The following is a 17,088-nucleotide window of genomic DNA, read 5'->3' as shown; positions in this document are numbered from 1 at the left end:
ATGTGACCATAAATTGCCCTCTTTTTCTCCTTTACGCATTGTCGATTCTTCGGTCATTTAACACTCAAACAGGTTAATAGTTTTTTCATCACCAAAAATTTCTATACATCTGTGATCGCGATCACTCTGATAACCTGATGTTGGATTTTTGTTGTTAAAACCCGCCCAACCCCTTTGTCAGACAAGATTTCGTCTATTCAACACCGCACATAAGACCAGTCATTTTTCAGAACATGGGCTATATCACTGCCAATCACCCGAAATAGCAGAACATATCGCCATACAGCCATTAAACAGGGTCGCTCACAGTCAAAAAAACCACTAATTTTCAACCAATGAAATTTAAAGCTGCATAACATTTGCGTGAACCGATGATTATACCGCCAGAGTTATATGTAACAGATTATTACAAACGTATTGCCAGATGGGGCTGGATAGTGAACATTACCCGCCGTTTCCCCTCCCAATATAACTATAAAGCGGATGGACTACGGTCATCACGCTATGAACACCCCCGTTAATATGGGATGTAAAAAAAGAGGTATATGTGTCTACTGCAAACAATAAACCAACAGATGAGAGCGTAAGTCTTAACGCTTTCAAACAGCCTAAAGCGTTCTATCTCATTTTCTCTATCGAATTATGGGAACGTTTTGGCTACTACGGCCTGCAAGGGATCATGGCGGTTTACCTGGTTAAACAGCTGGGTATGTCTGAAGCCGATTCCATCACGCTATTCTCTTCCTTCAGCGCCCTGGTGTATGGCCTCGTCGCTATCGGCGGCTGGTTAGGCGATAAAGTCCTCGGTACTAAACGAGTCATTATGCTGGGCGCCGTTGTTCTGGCGATTGGCTATGGGCTGGTTGCCTGGTCCGGGCACGATGCAGGTGTGGTTTACATGGGCATGGCTACCATCGCGGTAGGTAACGGCCTCTTCAAGGCGAACCCATCTTCCCTGCTCTCTACCTGCTACAGCAAAGATGACCCACGTCTGGACGGTGCATTTACCATGTACTACATGTCCATCAACATCGGCTCCTTCTTCTCTATGCTGGCAACCCCATGGCTGGCCGCAAAATTCGGCTGGAGCGTAGCGTTTGCGCTGAGCTTCGTGGGTATGCTGATCACCGTTGTGAACTTCCTGTTCTGCCGTAGCTGGGTTAAAGACTATGGTTCAAAACCAGACTTCGAACCCGTGCACATGGGCAAACTGCTGGCAACCATCGTCGGCATCGTGATCCTGGCCGCTGTCGCCACCTGGCTGCTGCATAACCAGGGCGTTGCACGTGCCGTACTGGGCGTGGTTGCGCTGGGTATCGTGATTATCTTCGCGAAAGAAGCCTTCGCGATGCAGGGTGCGGCACGTCGTAAGATGATTGTGGCGTTCATTCTGATGCTGGAAGCAATCATCTTCTTCGTTCTGTACAGCCAGATGCCAACGTCTCTGAACTTCTTCGCTATCCGCAACGTTGAGCACTCCATCCTCGGTATCGCGTTCGAGCCGGAGCAGTATCAGGCCCTGAACCCGTTCTGGATCATGATTGGTAGCCCGATTCTGGCCGCTATCTATAACAAGATGGGCGACCGTCTGCCTATGCCGCACAAGTTCGCTATCGGTATGGTGCTGTGCTCTGGCGCATTCCTGGTGCTGCCGCTGGGGACGAAATTCGCGACCGACGCGGGTATCGTGTCTGTAAACTGGCTGATCCTGAGCTATGCGCTGCAATCCATCGGTGAACTGATGATCTCCGGTCTGGGCCTGGCGATGGTTGCGCAGCTGGTCCCTCAGCGTCTGATGGGCTTCATCATGGGTAGCTGGTTCCTGACTACCGCTGGCGCGGCCATCATCGCAGGTAAGATTGCGAACCTGATGGCGGTACCAGACAACGTTACCGACCCGCTGGTTTCCCTGAATGTCTACGGCACCGTGTTCATGCAAATTGGTATCGCGACCGCCGTGATTGCCGTACTGATGCTGCTGACCGCACCTAAACTGAATCGTATGACGCAGGACGACGACAAATCCGCTAAAGCGATTAAAACCGCGAACGCGTAATGTCATCGGGAAACGACTGAACAGAAGCCGCTAATTGATTAGCGGCTTTTTTTTTATCCGAACGCGCACTAACATAGCTGGAACCTCAGCAAAAAGGAGTTACCGATGAAACTGTTCTATAAACCGGGCGCCTGCTCTCTTGCTTCCCATATTACGCTTCGCGAGAGCGGTAAAGATTTCACGCTGGACGGCGTTGACCTGATGAAAAAGCGCCTGGAAAACGGGGATGACTTTTTTGCGATTAACCCAAAAGGGCAGGTTCCGGCCCTGCTGCTGGATGATGGCACCCTGCTGACCGAAGGGGTGGCGATTATGCAATTCCTGGCGGACAACGTACCGGATCGTCAGCTCCTTGCCCCCACCGGCAGCATTGCGCGTTATAAGACGCTGGAGTGGCTGAACTATATTGCCACCGAACTGCACAAAGGCTTTACGCCCCTGTTCCGCCCGGACACGCCAGAAGAGTACAAACCTACCGTGCGCGCGCTGCTGGAGAAAAAGTTGCAGTACGTTAACGACGCGCTGAAAGACGACCAGTGGATCTGTGGCTCGCGTTTCACTATCGCCGATGCCTATCTGTTTACCGTTCTGCGCTGGGCGCGCGCGGTTAAGTTGAACATGGAAAGATTAGACCATGTCGCCTCGTATATGACGCGCGTGGCGGAGCGTCCTGCGGTGGCGGCGGCGCTGAAAGCGGAAGGGTTGAATTAACGGAGCGGCCTGGGGAGCCGGGTGGCGCTGACGCTTACCCGGCCTACAAATTCCGTAGGCCCGTGCAAGCGCAGCGCCGCCGGGCAGTGTCTATAGCTGCGTTGCGCTAAAATAGTGCTCCGGCTTCGCGATGCGATCCTGTGCCGCGACGACCTGGAGCTCATATTCCTGCATCGTCTTCGTCGCAATCATGATTTCATAAACGGCTGCGGTGACGTGCTCCAGCGCATCGCGCAGGCTCGCGCCCTGCAATAGTTTCACCAGCAGCAAACCGCTGGTCACATCCCCGACCCCGACAGGCTGACGTGTACCGAAATCCACTAGCGGTCGACTGATATGCCAGGCTTCATCCTTCGTCACCAGCAGCTTCTCAAAACGGTCCTGGCTCAACCCTGCGCGTGCCAGGTGTTTCACCAGTACAATCTCTGGCCCCTGGGCGATCAGCTCGCGAGAGGCGCTTACAGCCTCTTCTACGCTGTTAACCGGATGCTCGCTGAGGATCTCCAGTTCAATCAGGTTGGGGGCAATAATATCGCTGGCGGGCAATGCATGACGGACATGAAACTCCGCAACGCCCGGCGCTACGATGCAGCCTTTTTCCGGATGTCCCATCACCGGATCGCAGAAATATTTCGCCGCGGGGTTTGCCGCTTTCACCTGGCGCACAATGCCGAGGATATGTTCCCCCTGCTCCGCCGATCCCAGATAGCCGCTCAGTACGGCATCGCAGCGTTTAAGCTGGTCGATATCCGCAACCCCCTGAACGACTTCCGTCAGATGCGACGGCGGCATCACGCAGCCGGTCCATTTACCGTACTGGGTGTGATTCGAAAACTGGACGGTATTGAGGGGCCAGACGTTAACGCCGAGGCGGCGCATCGGGAATTCCGCAGCGCTGTTGCCAGCATGTCCAAACACAACGTGGGACTGAATGGCGAGGATGTTCTTCATGTTGTACTTACCAAACCCTGTCAAAACAAAAGGGGCGTGGTTTCCCACGCCCCTGCATACTTTTAATTACTTCCAGCAGACCAGGCAGTAATTTTTCTTACCGCGACGCAGTAGCGTGTAGCGACCATAGAGACGGTCGTTCTCGGTAAAGGTGTATTCCGGATCGGCCTGTTTTTCGCCATTAATGGTGATCGCGTTAGAGGCGATGGTTTTACGCGCCTGACCGCGAGACGGCTGGAGCTCGGAGTCCACCAGCGCCTGCATCAGATCGGCGCCTTTTTCCATCTCCACCATCGGTACGCCATCCTGCGCCAGCTGTTCGAAATCCGCTTCGCTTAAATCGCTCAGGGTCCCGTTGAACAGGCTCGCCGTAATGCGTTTCGCCGCCGCCAGACCTTCTTCGCCGTGAACCAGTTTGGTTACTTCGTCCGCCAGCACGTACTGGGCGCGTGGTGCTTTACCGCTGTTCTTGTCTTCTTCTTCCAGCGCATTGATTTCTTCGATATCCATAAAGGTGAAGAACTTCAGGAAGCGATAAACGTCGGCATCCGCCGTGTTGATCCAGAACTGGTAGAATTTATACGGGCTGGTTTTCTTCGGATCCAGCCATACCGCGCCGCCTTCGGTCTTACCGAACTTGGTACCGTCTGCTTTGGTGATCAACGGCACGGTCAGACCAAACACCTGATTCTGGTGGAGGCGACGGGTCAGATCGATACCGGAGGTGATGTTACCCCACTGGTCGGAACCGCCAATTTGCAGAGATACGCCGTGCAGCTTGTTCAGGCAGGCAAAGTCATACCCCTGCAACAGGTTGTAAGAGAACTCGGTGAAAGAGATACCTTGGTCGTCACGGTTAAGACGCTGCTTCACTGCTTCTTTGTTAATCATCTGGTTAACAGAGAAGTGTTTGCCGATGTCACGCAGGAACGTCAGCACGTTCATGCCACCAAACCAGTCGTAGTTGTTCGCCGCAATCGCAGAGTTCTCACCGCAGTCGAAATCCAGGAACGGTGCAACCTGTTTACGGATCTTATCTACCCACTCCTGCACGGTATCTTCGGTATTCAGCTTACGCTCAGCGGCTTTGAAACTTGGGTCGCCAATCAGACCGGTCGCGCCGCCAACCAGAGCGACAGGCTTATGGCCGGCCATCTGGAAGCGTTTCAGGCATAACAATGGAACAAGATGCCCCAAATGCAAGCTGTCAGCGGTGGGATCGAAGCCGCAATAGAGCGCGATCGGGCCTTGCGCCAGTCGCTCTGCTAACGCTTCCTCGTCCGTCACCTGGGCCACGAGGCCCCGCTCTTGCAATTGTTTAATCAAGTTACTGCTTGCCATCAAATTCTCCATGTATAAACGACTGCACCTTTGCCGGTACACGACTTTTCGCCTGATGCGAAAGGACCATAGAATAAAGCGCCAGCGCGGTGTGCGCTAGCGCTTAAATCAACAAATTTTGGGGATTACGGTGCCAGTCTGTCGATTTTCCAGCCACCGTTGTCGCGCTGGTATAAAAAGCGGTCGTGGAGACGGTGTTCACCGCCCTGCCAGAATTCCATCTGCTCAATGGGGATGCGGAACCCGCCCCAGAAACTCGGCAGCGGTACTTCACCCTGCTGAAACTTTTGTTTGAGTTCGAGGAATTTACTCTCCAGCACGCCGCGGGCTGAGATTCGGCTGGACTGTTTAGAGACCCAGGCACCGATCTGACTGTCGCGCGGGCGGCTGTGGAAATATTTCACCACTTCGAGCGTAGAGAGGCGCTCCGCCTTGCCGGTAACCATCACCTGGCGCTCAAGCATATGCCACGGGAAGAGCAGGCTAATACGCGGATTATTTTCAAGGTGATGCGCTTTACGACTGCCCAGGTTGGTGTAGAACACCAGCCCTTTCTCGTCATAATGCTTGAGAAGAACGATGCGTTGATACGGCTGACCATTTTCATCAACCGTGGCAACAACCATCGCGGTCGGGTCGGCCAGTTTCGCTTCGCAGGCCTGCTTCAGCCAGCGTTCAAAAAGCACCAGCGGTTCGGCGGGAAGATCCTGGCGTCGCAGACCGCCTTTGGTGTATTCACGGCGCAGATGCGCAATTTGCTGTAGTTCGTCGTTATCTGACATGGCGTTAGCTGAAAGTGAGATTGGGTGGCGCTATTGTGCGCGCCCCCTTCAAAAATCTCAACGCTTCGGATTTTGAAGCTGACAATCGTTCAGCACAATGCGGTCACGCTTGTAGACGGTGGCGCTGTCGCCTTTCGACCAGAAGACGTAGATCCCGTCTGAGTAGCGCGCACCGGAGGCCGACATTCCCTGCTTCAGCGTCAACAACTTATTGTCATAAACAAAGCTGGCTTCCTGACGCGGGTTGTTCAGCTTCACCGTCAGCGGTTTTTCATCACAACGATATTCCAGCGTATCGGTTTGCATACGCTCAACGAACTGGTTATAGACGCTGCATCCGGTCATAAGAAAAGGTACAGCAATGAGAAGAAGTTTTTTCATGGGCAGATTCCGAAGACTATCCTGGTCCTGGAGGGCCTAACCGCCCTCCTGTTTTTCCCTATTTTACGGGTTACGCCTCCCGCTGAATTTCAGTTAACTCTGATTATGGCGCGGGTTTGCGGGGAAAATGGCCCCGAGGACGCTCGCCTCCCGCGCACCGGTTACGGAGGGTAAATTACCCGGCAGACCGGCAACCGTACGCCAGGCAAGCCAGGCGAAGGCCAGCGCTTCCATATCGTCTCCGCTGATCCCGGCTTCATCAGTGGTCGTGACTTCGGTGCCCGGCAGCAAGGCGGCAAGGCGTGCCATCACCAGAGGGTTTCGGCTTCCGCCTCCGCATACCAGCAAGCGCTCACACCCGCCGCTCAGCAACACCTGTTCAGAGATCGACACCGCGGTGAGCTCCGTCAGCGTAGCCTGAACATCCTGAGGCGCAAGGCCGGGGAAGCGCGCCAGCTGACGTTCAAGCCAGCCGTAGTTGAAATATTCCCGCCCCGTGCTTTTTGGCGCAGGCAGAGCAAAGAAAGGATCGCTTAACAGGGTTTGCAGCAAGGGAAGGATCACTTTCCCCTGGCTGGCCCACTGCGCGTCTTTGTCATAGGCTTTACCGCTCTGACGCCAGATCCAGGCATCCATCAGCATATTACCGGGTCCGGTATCGTACCCCCGCACGGGTTGCCCGGGAATAAGCATCGACAGGTTGGCGATCCCGCCGATGTTCAGGACCATCCTGCGCTCTACCGGGTGCGCCAGCAGCGCCTGATGAAATGCCGGAACCAGCGGCGCCCCCTGCCCGCCGAGGGCCATATCACGACGACGGAAATCACCCACCACCGTTACGCCGGTTTTTGCCACAATCTGGTTGTTATCGCCAATTTGCATCGTGTGCGGCGCCTCGCCGACAGGTTCATGCCAGACGGTCTGCCCATGGCAGCCTATTGCCACGATATCCTGCGGGTGGAGTCTTTCCTGCTGCATCAGGGCCAGTACCGCATCAGCAAACAGCGCCCCCAGACGCACATCCAGTTGGCCCAGTTGGGAAAGCGTCAGCTGTTGCCCCTGGCAGATGTTCAGGATCTCTTCTTTTAACGAGACCGGAATTGGCCAGGTCAGGCTTGCCTGCTGCGCCACCATGTTTTCATCAATGGCGGCCAGAACGACATCCACACCGTCAAGACTGGTACCAGACATCACACCGATATAGCGACCCGATTTCATGCGCTTTCCTTACGTTACATGGGCTAAGTGCAAACACTCCATCATAAATAACGCGGCTTTGCTATGCGGTGATAATAATTTTTAACAATCTCAGACCTGTAGCACAGGCGATGTTTGTTTATGTCCCGTTAAGCCCTGTTCAGGTAAAATTTATTTATTCGGCATGCAAAGATATGAACTGTGGTCAGGAATGCCATATAATTTAGCCATAACGGATGCCCCAACCGGGCGTTTTTTGGTGAACAGGAGAGTCAAATGATTTTACGTGTACTGGGCGTTTCGCTGATTGGTTTAACACTGGCGGGTTGTGTGAATGACAGTTCACTCTCCGGCGACGTATATAGTGCTTCTGAAGCTAAACAGGTACAGAACGTGACATACGGTACTATCGTTAATGCCCGTCCTGTTCAGATTCAGGGTGGCGATGACACGAACGTGGTGGGCGCAATCGGCGGTGCTGTGCTGGGTGGTTTCCTGGGTAATACCATTGGCGGCGGCACCGGACGTTCTCTGGCGACCGCAGCGGGCGCAGTTGCAGGCGGCGTAGCGGGTCAGGGCGTTCAGGGTGCGATGAACAAAACTCAGGGCGTTGAGCTGGAAATCCGCAAAGACGATGGCAGCACTATTATGGTTGTGCAGAAACAGGGTAACACCCGCTTCTCTGCTGGCCAGCGTGTTGTTCTTGCAAGCAACGGCAGCCAGGTCACCGTCTCCCCGCGTTAATATCCTGATGGATGTGGTCTTTCAGACCGCATCCATTTACCAAAATCATCATTTCCAATAATATATTGGCACAATATATTCACATGGTGAATTATTCATTTCACCCGTTCTTGTCCGTGCGCAAAGTATTTTTTATTTCCCTCGCTTAGACTCTTCGCAATCTCTTTTTCCTTTTTTAATTTTTAAATTCTCTATGCTTGCGATCTGTCGATTTGTAAAGAACCGCTTTGTGGCCTTCGCGCTTGGTGCATTGTTATCATTGCCGTATTACAAGGTTTTTTTATAAAATTTGTTGAATGGGTTCCTTCGTTTTCACCTTTGTTTTTCCCTACGCTGACGATATTTCTTCTGGTGTTCCATCTGTTTATTGCCTGTTTTATGGCAATGAAATACTGGTGCGACAAAAGGCGATTATATCTTGTTCCCATTGCCCTGGCCTTTGCCGGTTCGGCGTTACTGATGGTGGGGACACTGGCCAGCTTCCCGGCCTGGCTTGATCTCTATCAGTTCAACGAAGCGAACTATAATGACGCCATGATTTTCTACATGTTCCGCCACTTTTTAATGGCGGTGCTGATGATCGTCGCAGCATTACTGTATACCCTGCGCAATTCTGCGCTCTCACGAAGCGCCCATGTTGGTATCGTTGTCGGCGCCTCGCTCTTTACGGGCTGTATGCTTGGGCTGGCATTGTTCTATTCCAGCCATTCGACCCTGCTCACACTGGACCTGGTGGATAATGAAACCCGACAGTTTATGGTTCTCTGGAGCCAGGCGATCAATATCATTTTGATCGTCCTGTGGGTAGTAACGTTAATCACCCTGTTGGCCATTACCCGCGTGAGGAATTTGTTTTGGGTCGGCGGCAATTTTTTATGTGTCTGTTATATCGTCACTCTGCTCATGCTATTGTTAGGCGGACACGCTGAAGATATTTCATGGTACCGGGCACGGTTATTCGAAACTGTCGCTACGTTAATGATTATTTTCATCTTACTTTCCGACGTATTTAATTTGTATCGTGACTCGCATGTAAAATATCAGCAGTCTTATCAAAATTCCATCCGCGACCCCCTCACCCGTCTTTATAATCGCAGCTATTTCTATGATTCATTAAATCACGCGCTAAACACGGCCACGGTGACACATCCGGTGTCGGTGGTCGTGAGCGATCTTGACCGTTTTAAACGCATTAACGACTGCTACGGTCATTTGCAGGGGGATAGGGTTTTACAGTTTGTCTCAAACCTGTTGACCGATTCGGTGCGACCGCAGGATATCGCGGCGCGGATCGGCGGCGAAGAGTTTGTGCTCATGCTGACAAATACACCGTCCGATGTCGCGCATCAGGTTGCCGAACGTATTCGCCTCAAGTTGAGCGGGTTTGACAAGGCCAGCAGCGGTGGGCAGCTTCCGGAACCGATTACCATTAGTATGGGAGTATTCACCGCTACCTCGCCGGAAACCAGCGCTGAAACCTGTGTGGAAAGCGCGGATAAAGCCATGTACGAGGCAAAAGAGACGGGCCGCAACCGGGTGGTGGTGTTCAGAACATGACAAAGGCCTTGCACGAGCAAGGCCAGTGAACAACGTCAGTCGCGCGACTGTAAATCGTGGATGTTTTGTTCAAGACGGGCGATGAGTCCGATCAGCATCTCCAGCTCAGCGGGTGAAATACCGGCCAGGATCTCCCCTCGCGTTTTACTGATGACGGTTTCCATCTCAGTAATAATCGGGGCCGCTTTTTCCGTCAATTTGATCCGCTTGGCGCGACGGTCGCTGGCGCAGGTTTGTCGGGAGATGAGTCCCTTCTCTTCCAGCTGGTCAAGGGTACGCACCAGGGAAGGCTGTTCAATACCAATCGCTTTTGCCAATTGGATCTGTGACTGATCGGGCGGAAGCTGATGGATGTTGTGCAGCGTAACCCAGTGCGTCTGTGTGAGTTCCAGAGGTTTCAGGCGATGGTCAATCAGAGCACGCCAGATGCGTACCAACCTTGCCAGATCAGAACCTAATGGCGATTCCAATTTCATCTCCTTATAATTAGCTTGCTAAGTGATTATAGTGATTTTAGAATAGTTTGCAGTATTTGTATTGCCAAAACAAATGCAATCACGGTATTCATCATTCCTTAAAGGATGATTTACACTGAACGGTAATGCGCCATCGCATTGAAATCTGCCATTGTGGCCCTCATTCCACCGCAAAGGATCGCTGCTTGTGACGTTGTTTTCCTTCTCCGCAGGGTTGCCCCTCCAGGATCTGATTGTTGGCGCATTGGTCTACTTTCCGCCACTGTTTAAAGCCGTGATGGTCGGTTTTGTGATCTGGCTCATTGCGCATCGTCTGCTGCGCGACTGGATGTATTCCGGTGAAATCTGGCACCCGATGTTAATGGATCTCTCCCTGTTTACCCTCTCCGTCTGTCTTGGCCTTGCCGTGTTAACCGTGTGGTGAGAATAGCATTGAAAACGTTAAAATATTTTTCCACTCTTTTCGTCTTAGCGCTGTCGCTTATCGCCGGCTGGTGGCTCTGGAATTATTACATGCAGTCGCCCTGGACGCGTGACGGCAAGATCCGCGCGGAACAGGTCAGCATCACGCCACAGGTGTCCGGCAGTATCAGCGCGCTGCTGGTGAAGGACAACCAGTTCGTTCATGCGGGTGATGTGTTATTCCGCATCGACGAGACCCCTTTTCACATTGCGGTGCTCAATGCCCAGGCGCAGCTCGCAAAAGCTCAATCCGATCTGGCAAAAGCCAATAACGAAGCCGAACGTCGCCGACATCTGTCGAGGAATTACATCTCTGCGGAAGATCTCGATACCGCCAATATCAATGTAAAAGCCATGCAGGCCAGCCTGAAGGTTGCAGAGGCAACGCTGAAACAGGCCGAGTGGCAACTGACCCAGACCGTTGTCAAAGCTCCGGTGGATGGATGGATCACGAGCCTGTCGACCCGTGTGGGGGATTACGCCACCACAGGCCAGCCGGTCTTTGCCCTGGTCGACAGCCGCTCTTTCTATGTTGTAGGTTATTTTGAAGAAACCAAGCTGCGCCATATCCGCGAGGGAGCGCCTGCCCGAATCACGCTTTACAGCGGCGCAGAAACGTTACAGGGTCACGTTAGCAGCATAGGTCGGGCAATTTACGATCAGAGCGTGGAAACCGATTCTGGCCTGGTGCCCGACATCAAACCCAACGTACCGTGGGTGCGTCTGGCTCAGCGGGTGCCTGTTCGCGTCGAGTTTGATCAACTGCCGAAAGACATTACCCTGGTCTCTGGCACAACCTGCACCGTCGCCATCGGATCGCGATGATGAACCTGGGAGCTCTCTCCTGGCGCAATACGCCGTGGATAAAAGCTACACGGCCGCAGTGGCGTTACGCGCTGCGTAACGGCATCGCCATGTGCCTTGCGCTTACGGTTGCCTATTATCTGAATCTGGATGAGCCTTACTGGGCGATGACCTCTGCGGCGGTCGTCAGCTTCCCAACCGTCGGGGGCGTTATCAGTAAAAGCCTCGGGCGCGTGGCGGGTAGCCTGCTGGGGGCAACCGCCGCACTGCTTCTTGCCGGCCATACTCTGAACGATCCCTGGCTCTTTTTGTTAAGCATGTCGGCATGGCTGGGGCTGTGTACCTGGGCCTGCGCTCATTTTACCAATAACGTTGCCTATGCGTTTCAACTGGCGGGTTACACCGCGGCCATTATCGCCTTTCCGGTCGTCAACGTGCTGGATACCACTGAGCTGTGGGATATCGCCCAGGCACGCGTGTGTGAAGTGATGGTCGGCATTCTGTGCGGGGGCGTCATGATGATGATCCTGCCCAGTACCTCAGATGGCACTACGCTTATCACCGCCCTTAAAACGATGCACGCACGTTTGCTGGAACATGCCAGCCTGCTCTGGCAGCCTGACAGCAGCGATGACATCCGCCTCGCGCACGAAAAGGTCATCGGCCAGATCCTGACCATGAACCTGTTGCGCATCCAGGCTTTCTGGAGCCACTACCGTTTTCGTCGCCAGAACACGCTTCTGAACTATTTATTGCACCAGCAATTGCGGATGACGAGCGCGATCTCGAGCCTTCGTCGGATGTTGCTGAACTGGCCTGCACCGCCAGCCCATACCCGGGAGATTATCGAGGCGCTGCTCGCTACCCTTGCGCGTTCGGATGCCGATATTTATACCGTGGCCCGCATTATCGCGCCGCTCGCCCCAGCGGATGAATATGACTACCGGCATCGCGCCTTCTGGCAGCGTCTAAACTATTTCTGCCGCCTGTATCTGCGCAGCAGCCGCTGGTTAAAAGCCGTCGAGAATGCCACGCCCGTCACCGAATTTTCCGTTCCCGGTAGTCCTGCTCTGGCGCGGCATACCGACGCAATGGAGGCGCTATGGAGCGGTTTTCGTACGTTTTGCGCGTTGACGGCCGTAGGCGCATGGGCCATCACCACGCAATGGGATGCGGGCAGTGCGGCCCTGACGCTTGCGGCAATCAGCTGCGTGCTCTATTCCGTCGCCGCTTCCCCCTTTAACTCCCTGACGCTTCTGCTGCGTACGCTGGTGCTGCTGTCGCTGTTCAGCTTCGTGGTGAAATTTGGTTTGATGGTGCAGATAACCGACCTCTGGCAATTTCTGCTGTTTCTCTTCCCGCTATTAACCACCATGCAGTTGCTCAAACTGCAAATGCCTAAACTGGCCGGTCTGTGGGGTCAGTTAATTGTTTTTATGGGCTCATTTATCTCTGTAACGAATCCACCGGTTTACGATTACGCTGATTTTCTCAACGACAACCTGGCGAAGATCCTCGGCGTGGGGCTGGCGTGGCTGGCTTTCGCCGTGCTACGCCCGGGCTCGGACGCGCGTAAAAGCCGCAGGCATATTCGGGAGTTGCGCAGGGGTTTTGTCGATCAGCTGAGCCGCAGGCCGCATCTGCGCGAAAGCGAGTATGAATCGCTGGTTTACCATCATGTCAGCCAGCTGAACAACAGCCAGGATTCACTCTCCCGTCGCTGGCTACTGCGCTGGGGCGTGGTGCTGCTAAACTGTTCGCACGTGGTGTGGCAGCTGCGCGCCTGGGAGACGCGTTCCGATCCGCTGTCGCAGGTCCGTGATAACTGTATTTCCATGCTCCGCGATGTGATGAGCGAGCGCGGGGTGCAGCAGCGCCCCCTGAGCGTCACGCTCGCCGAGCTTCAGCGTATTTGCGACACGCTGGCGCACCATCATCAGCCTGCGGCCCGCGATCTGGCATCCATTATCTGGCGGCTGCACTGCTCCCTGTCACAGCTTGAACAGGCGCCGCCACCCGGAACGATTGGCGATCAGATCACCCCGCAGGCATAGCGCGCCCCGCCGCCGCCAAGCGGTTCAGGTTGATCGGACATGTTATCGCCGCCCACGTGGACCATCAGCGCCTTGCCTTTGACCTCGTCAAGCTTTTTGAGTCGTGGCGCCACAACCGGATCGGTGGCTTTACCATCGTTATTTACCACCAGCACCGGCAGATCGCCGAGGTGCCCCATCCCTTCCGGGCCTTCATGCTTACCGGAGTTCTGCGGGTCGAGATGCCCCCCTGCGGCTTCCGCAGCTGTTGGTTTCCCCTCTTTCATCGCGGGTTGACAGCTGCCTTTAGCATGAACGTGAAAACCATGTTCGCCGGGTGGAAGAGCCTTGAGATCGGGAGCAAATTCCAGCCCTTTATCGGTTTCGGTGATTTTCACCGTCCCGATGGACTGACCTACCCCCTGAGAAGTGACGAGATTCATTTCAACGTCCTCGCTGGCTGCCTGCGCCCCTGCGCAAACAACCAGCGTGACCATTGCCAGAGCAAAACGCTTCATATGACCTCCACGGGTTATTTTTTGCACCTTAAGTCTATACCAGAGGCGCAGATTTCACCGGAAAGTCAGGTTCAGGCGTGCTCAGGGTACGTCGTAGCCCAGCGCCGCCTTACGAATGCGGAACCACTGCTGACGCGTCATATCCAGCTCCTCAGCAACAAGCGCAGCGCGGACACGCTCAATTTTGCCGGAGCCAATAATTGGCAGCGGTTTAGACGGCAGGCGCAGGATCCAGGCGTAAACCACCTGCTCGATACTCTCCGCATTCAGTTCGCGCGCCACCGTTTCAAGCTCGTTACGCAGCGGCTGGAATGCCTCATCGTTAAACAGACGGCCGCCTCCCAGACAGGACCATGCCATTGGACGGATGCGCAGCTGTTGCAGTTGGTCGAGCGTGCCATCCAGCAGCAGCGGCTGATGAACAGGCGAGATCTCCACCTGATTCGTCGCCAGCGTAAACGGCAGGCGAGACTGCAATAGCGCAAACTGTGCCGGGGTGAAGTTAGACACGCCAAAATGGCGCACTTTGCCGCTCTGGTGCAGCGTCAGGAAGGCTTCCGCGACCTCATCCGCATCCATCAACGGATCGGGACGGTGGATCAGCAGCAGGTCGATACGATCTGTGGCCAGGTTGACCAGTGACTGCTCGGCGCTTTTAACGATATGCGCGCTGTCAGTGATGTAATGTCCAAGCGCATGCTCCGGTTTTGCTGTGGTGGCAATACCGCATTTGGTCACAATCTCCATTCGTTCACGCAGCCCCGGCGCACGCTTCAGCGCTTCGCCAAAGGCGGCCTCGCACTGATAGCCGCCATAAATATCAGCGTGATCGACGGTGGTGATCCCGAGATCGAGATGCTCTTCTATAAAGTCCGCCAGCTGGACCGGAGACATATTCCAGTCCATGAGGCGCCAGTAGCCCATAACGAATCGGGAGAATTCCGGGCCCTGTGGGGCAAGGGTAATACGCTGAACCATAACATTTTCCTCAAGGAAGTCATGTCACCAGTATACGCAATTACCCTGCTAAAACAGTGAAGGTTGCTGAGGTTCTTCGGGTTCAACCGCTTTGTTTGCACGAATTTTACGCAGCAGACGCTGTCGGCAAAGCCGTAAGACCTCCTGCTTATGCGCGTCGCTGAAATTTTGCCAGTTAAAACGTTCATCGCGCGTGCGCATGCAGCCACGACAGTATCCTCGTTCATCAACCTGGCAAATACCCCGGCACGGGCTCTGGACAGGGAAAAATTCCAGTTGCTCTGCCACACCTACCTCCAGAACGTCATTATTCCCTACAGTGAAGACCCTAAATGGCTTGCATGCAAGGATGTCTGCCACAAACAGGACATTAAGGTTTCGCTAATCTTCCCTTCTTATACTCGCCGCATTGATATAACGAATGGTCTGCTCATCATGTGGTTCGCAAAAAAGTTACACTGTAACGATATAAAATTTACTCTGGGCTGTGCACTTTTCTTTACCGTACTGAATGCACTGTTTATCCAGCGCAGCTGGTCAATTATTGCGCCTGCGCATCTGCACGATGTCCTGTTTGCTGCCAGCGTGCCGCTGGTACTGTTCTGCGGCTGGGTGATTGTCTTCAGCCTGTTAAATATCCCCTATATTCGTAAGCCGCTCCTGATTGTCCTGACTCTGGGATGTGCCGCCGCGACCTGGTTTATGTATACCTATGGCGCGGTTATCGATCAGAACATGATTGTGAACGTGTTCGAGACTAATTCTCAGGAAGCGACAGCCCTGGTGACGCCGCAGATGATCCTGTGGCTGGTCGTAGCGGGTCTGGTTCCATCTGTTGTGTTAGCCCTGACGCGCATTCGCACCGGAAAATGGTGGTATGCCCTCCTGACGCGCTTCGCCGCTATGCTGGGTGCGCTGCTGGTGATCATCCTGGTCGCGTCAGTGTTCTATAAAGACTATGCTTCGCTGTTCCGCAATAACAAAAGCATCGTAAAAATGGTCACCCCGGCGAATTACGTGAGCGCCGTGGTGAAATACAGCAAAATGCGCTGGTTTGCCGGCGACCAGACGCTGGTCCGCATTGGCGAAGATGCTCATAAAGGCGCGCTGATTGCCAGCCAACGCAAGAAAACCGTGCTGGTTGTGGTGGTGGGCGAAGCCTCCCGCGCCGCAAACTACTCGTTAAATGGTTACCCGCGTGAAACCAACCCCGAGCTGAAAAAGCAGGATGTCATCAACTTCCCGCGGGCCTCCTCCTGTGGCACGGAAACCGCTGTTTCCGTCCCCTGCATGTTCTCCGGCATGACGCGGAAAAAATATGACGCGGACCTCGCCCATCATCAGGAAGGTCTGCTTGATGTGCTTAACCACGCCGGGTTCAACCTGCTGTGGCGCGATAACGACGGCGGGTGTAAAGGCGCCTGCGACCGCGTGCCGCACACGGACATGACCCAGTGGAAACTGGATCAGTTCTGTAAGGACAAATCCTGTATCGACGACGTTAACCTGTACCGCCTGGACAACGTGCTGGATGGAATAAAACAGGATACGGTTCTGGTTATTCACCTGATGGGCAGCCACGGTCCGGCCTATTACAAACGCTACCCCGACAGCTTCCGCAAGTTCACCCCAACCTGCGATACCAATGAAATTCAGGATTGCGATCATCAGTCGCTGATCAATACCTATGACAACACGATTCTGTATACCGACAGCGTCGTCAGCCGAACCATCGACGCACTGAAAGCCCGGCAGGCCAACATGAACACGGCGCTCATTTACCTCTCCGATCACGGTGAATCGCTGGGCGAAAGCGGAATTTACCTGCATGGTACGCCGTATATGCTGGCCCCGGAGCAGCAAACGCATATTCCTTTTATGTTCTGGCTCTCCCCGGATTATGCGAAAAACTTCGGCGTAAACACGGATTGCCTGCGTGACCATGCCGCAAAAGAGGCGGTTTCACAGGACAATTTATTCGCCACCGTTCTGGGCATGATGGACGTGAAATCAGCGGTTTATCAGCCGCAGCTGGATATTCTGTCGCAGTGTCGTCGCTAAGCGGGCTTGCATTAGACCGAACGGTCTATTAGAGTA

16 protein-coding genes and 1 pseudogene are annotated in these 17,088 nt (G+C 54.1%); 8 read left to right on the top strand and 9 right to left on the bottom strand.

All coding sequences use genetic code 11. From position 1 onward, the window contains the following. Positions 1–547 precede the first annotated feature (547 nt). Both dtpA and gstA read left to right on the top strand, forming a co-directional pair. Entirely contained in the window at positions 548–2,056 is a 1,509-nt protein-coding gene (gene dtpA / locus L384_RS06265; RefSeq protein ID WP_003857596.1) for a dipeptide/tripeptide permease DtpA, read from the top strand. A 105-nt stretch (positions 2,057–2,161) separates the two neighbouring features. Then, positions 2,162–2,767 (top strand): glutathione transferase GstA, encoded by a 606-nt coding sequence (gene gstA, locus L384_RS06270; protein ID WP_023324548.1) that lies wholly within the window; start codon positions 2,162–2,164, stop codon positions 2,765–2,767. A gap of 90 nt (positions 2,768–2,857) precedes the next feature. Here gstA and pdxY read toward each other — a convergent pair whose 3' ends face one another. The 5 genes from pdxY to anmK form a co-directional block, all read right to left on the bottom strand. Continuing rightward, positions 2,858–3,718: a pyridoxal kinase PdxY gene (gene pdxY / locus L384_RS06275; RefSeq protein ID WP_023324547.1), complete on the bottom strand. Its 861-nt coding sequence runs from the start codon at positions 3,716–3,718 to the stop codon at positions 2,858–2,860. A gap of 66 nt (positions 3,719–3,784) precedes the next feature. Further along, positions 3,785–5,059: a tyrosine--tRNA ligase gene (gene tyrS, locus L384_RS06280; RefSeq protein WP_003857600.1), complete on the bottom strand. Its 1,275-nt coding sequence runs from the start codon at positions 5,057–5,059 to the stop codon at positions 3,785–3,787. A 125-nt stretch (positions 5,060–5,184) separates the two neighbouring features. Beyond that, a complete protein-coding gene (gene pdxH, locus L384_RS06285) occupies positions 5,185–5,841 on the bottom strand; it encodes a pyridoxamine 5'-phosphate oxidase (RefSeq protein ID WP_003857601.1) in 657 nt (218 codons plus the stop codon). Positions 5,842–5,898: 57 nt separating this feature from the next. After that, on the bottom strand, positions 5,899–6,222 hold the full coding sequence (mliC, locus tag L384_RS06290; RefSeq protein WP_023324546.1) for a C-type lysozyme inhibitor: 324 nt from the start codon (positions 6,220–6,222) through the stop codon (positions 5,899–5,901). Positions 6,223–6,315: 93 nt separating this feature from the next. Continuing rightward, positions 6,316–7,440, bottom strand: coding sequence for an anhydro-N-acetylmuramic acid kinase (gene anmK / locus L384_RS06295; RefSeq protein ID WP_022650944.1), 1,125 nt, complete (start codon positions 7,438–7,440; stop codon positions 6,316–6,318). Positions 7,441–7,695: 255 nt separating this feature from the next. On the opposite strand from anmK, the gene slyB reads away from it, so the two are divergent. Further along, positions 7,696–8,163, top strand: a complete 468-nt coding sequence (gene slyB / locus L384_RS06300) for an outer membrane lipoprotein SlyB (RefSeq protein WP_003857604.1) — start codon at positions 7,696–7,698, stop codon at positions 8,161–8,163. 193 nt (positions 8,164–8,356) lie between these two features. Continuing rightward, a pseudogene (locus tag L384_RS06305) lies at positions 8,357–9,720 on the top strand (MASE4 domain-containing protein). Positions 9,721–9,755: 35 nt separating this feature from the next. On the opposite strand, the gene slyA reads toward L384_RS06305, so the two are convergent. Beyond that, the gene (gene slyA / locus L384_RS06310) at positions 9,756–10,196 is read right to left on the bottom strand and encodes a transcriptional regulator SlyA (protein ID WP_006808997.1); all 441 of its coding nucleotides are present in this window, start codon (positions 10,194–10,196) and stop codon (positions 9,756–9,758) included. Between the two features lie 187 nt (positions 10,197–10,383). Between slyA and L384_RS06315 the strand changes: the two genes are divergently transcribed. The 3 genes from L384_RS06315 to L384_RS06325 are packed head-to-tail and all read left to right on the top strand — an operon-like array spanning position 10,384 to position 13,516. After that, entirely contained in the window at positions 10,384–10,620 is a 237-nt protein-coding gene (locus tag L384_RS06315; RefSeq protein WP_023324544.1) for a DUF1656 domain-containing protein, read from the top strand. Positions 10,621–10,622: 2 nt separating this feature from the next. Beyond that, complete coding sequence (locus L384_RS06320) at positions 10,623–11,483, top strand: efflux RND transporter periplasmic adaptor subunit (RefSeq protein ID WP_032628382.1); 861 nt, start codon at positions 10,623–10,625, stop codon at positions 11,481–11,483. Then, complete coding sequence (locus L384_RS06325; RefSeq protein WP_032610210.1) at positions 11,483–13,516, top strand: FUSC family protein; 2,034 nt, start codon at positions 11,483–11,485, stop codon at positions 13,514–13,516. The genes L384_RS06320 and L384_RS06325 overlap by 1 nt, the downstream gene beginning before the upstream one ends. Here L384_RS06325 and sodC read toward each other — a convergent pair. The 3 genes from sodC to L384_RS0121225 all read right to left on the bottom strand — a co-directional run bounded on the left by sodC (position 13,495) and on the right by L384_RS0121225 (position 15,279). Continuing rightward, positions 13,495–14,013, bottom strand: a complete 519-nt coding sequence (gene sodC / locus L384_RS06330; RefSeq protein ID WP_023313963.1) for a superoxide dismutase [Cu-Zn] SodC — start codon at positions 14,011–14,013, stop codon at positions 13,495–13,497. The genes L384_RS06325 and sodC overlap by 22 nt on opposite strands. Before the next feature lie 81 nt (positions 14,014–14,094). Next, on the bottom strand, positions 14,095–14,991 hold the full coding sequence (locus L384_RS06335) for an aldo/keto reductase (protein ID WP_023313962.1): 897 nt from the start codon (positions 14,989–14,991) through the stop codon (positions 14,095–14,097). Between the two features lie 48 nt (positions 14,992–15,039). Further along, positions 15,040–15,279, bottom strand: coding sequence for a DUF1289 domain-containing protein (locus L384_RS0121225; protein ID WP_032628212.1), 240 nt, complete (start codon positions 15,277–15,279; stop codon positions 15,040–15,042). A 147-nt stretch (positions 15,280–15,426) separates the two neighbouring features. Between L384_RS0121225 and eptA the strand changes: the two genes are divergently transcribed. Continuing rightward, complete coding sequence (eptA, locus tag L384_RS06340; RefSeq protein ID WP_032628380.1) at positions 15,427–17,052, top strand: phosphoethanolamine transferase EptA; 1,626 nt, start codon at positions 15,427–15,429, stop codon at positions 17,050–17,052. Positions 17,053–17,088: the final 36 nt, after the last annotated feature.

It is taken from the genome of Enterobacter sp. MGH 38 (assembly GCF_000492855.1).
Taxonomy (GTDB): Bacteria; Pseudomonadota; Gammaproteobacteria; order Enterobacterales; family Enterobacteriaceae; genus Enterobacter; species Enterobacter hormaechei_C.
This window is presented reverse-complemented; position numbering and strand designations above follow the sequence as displayed.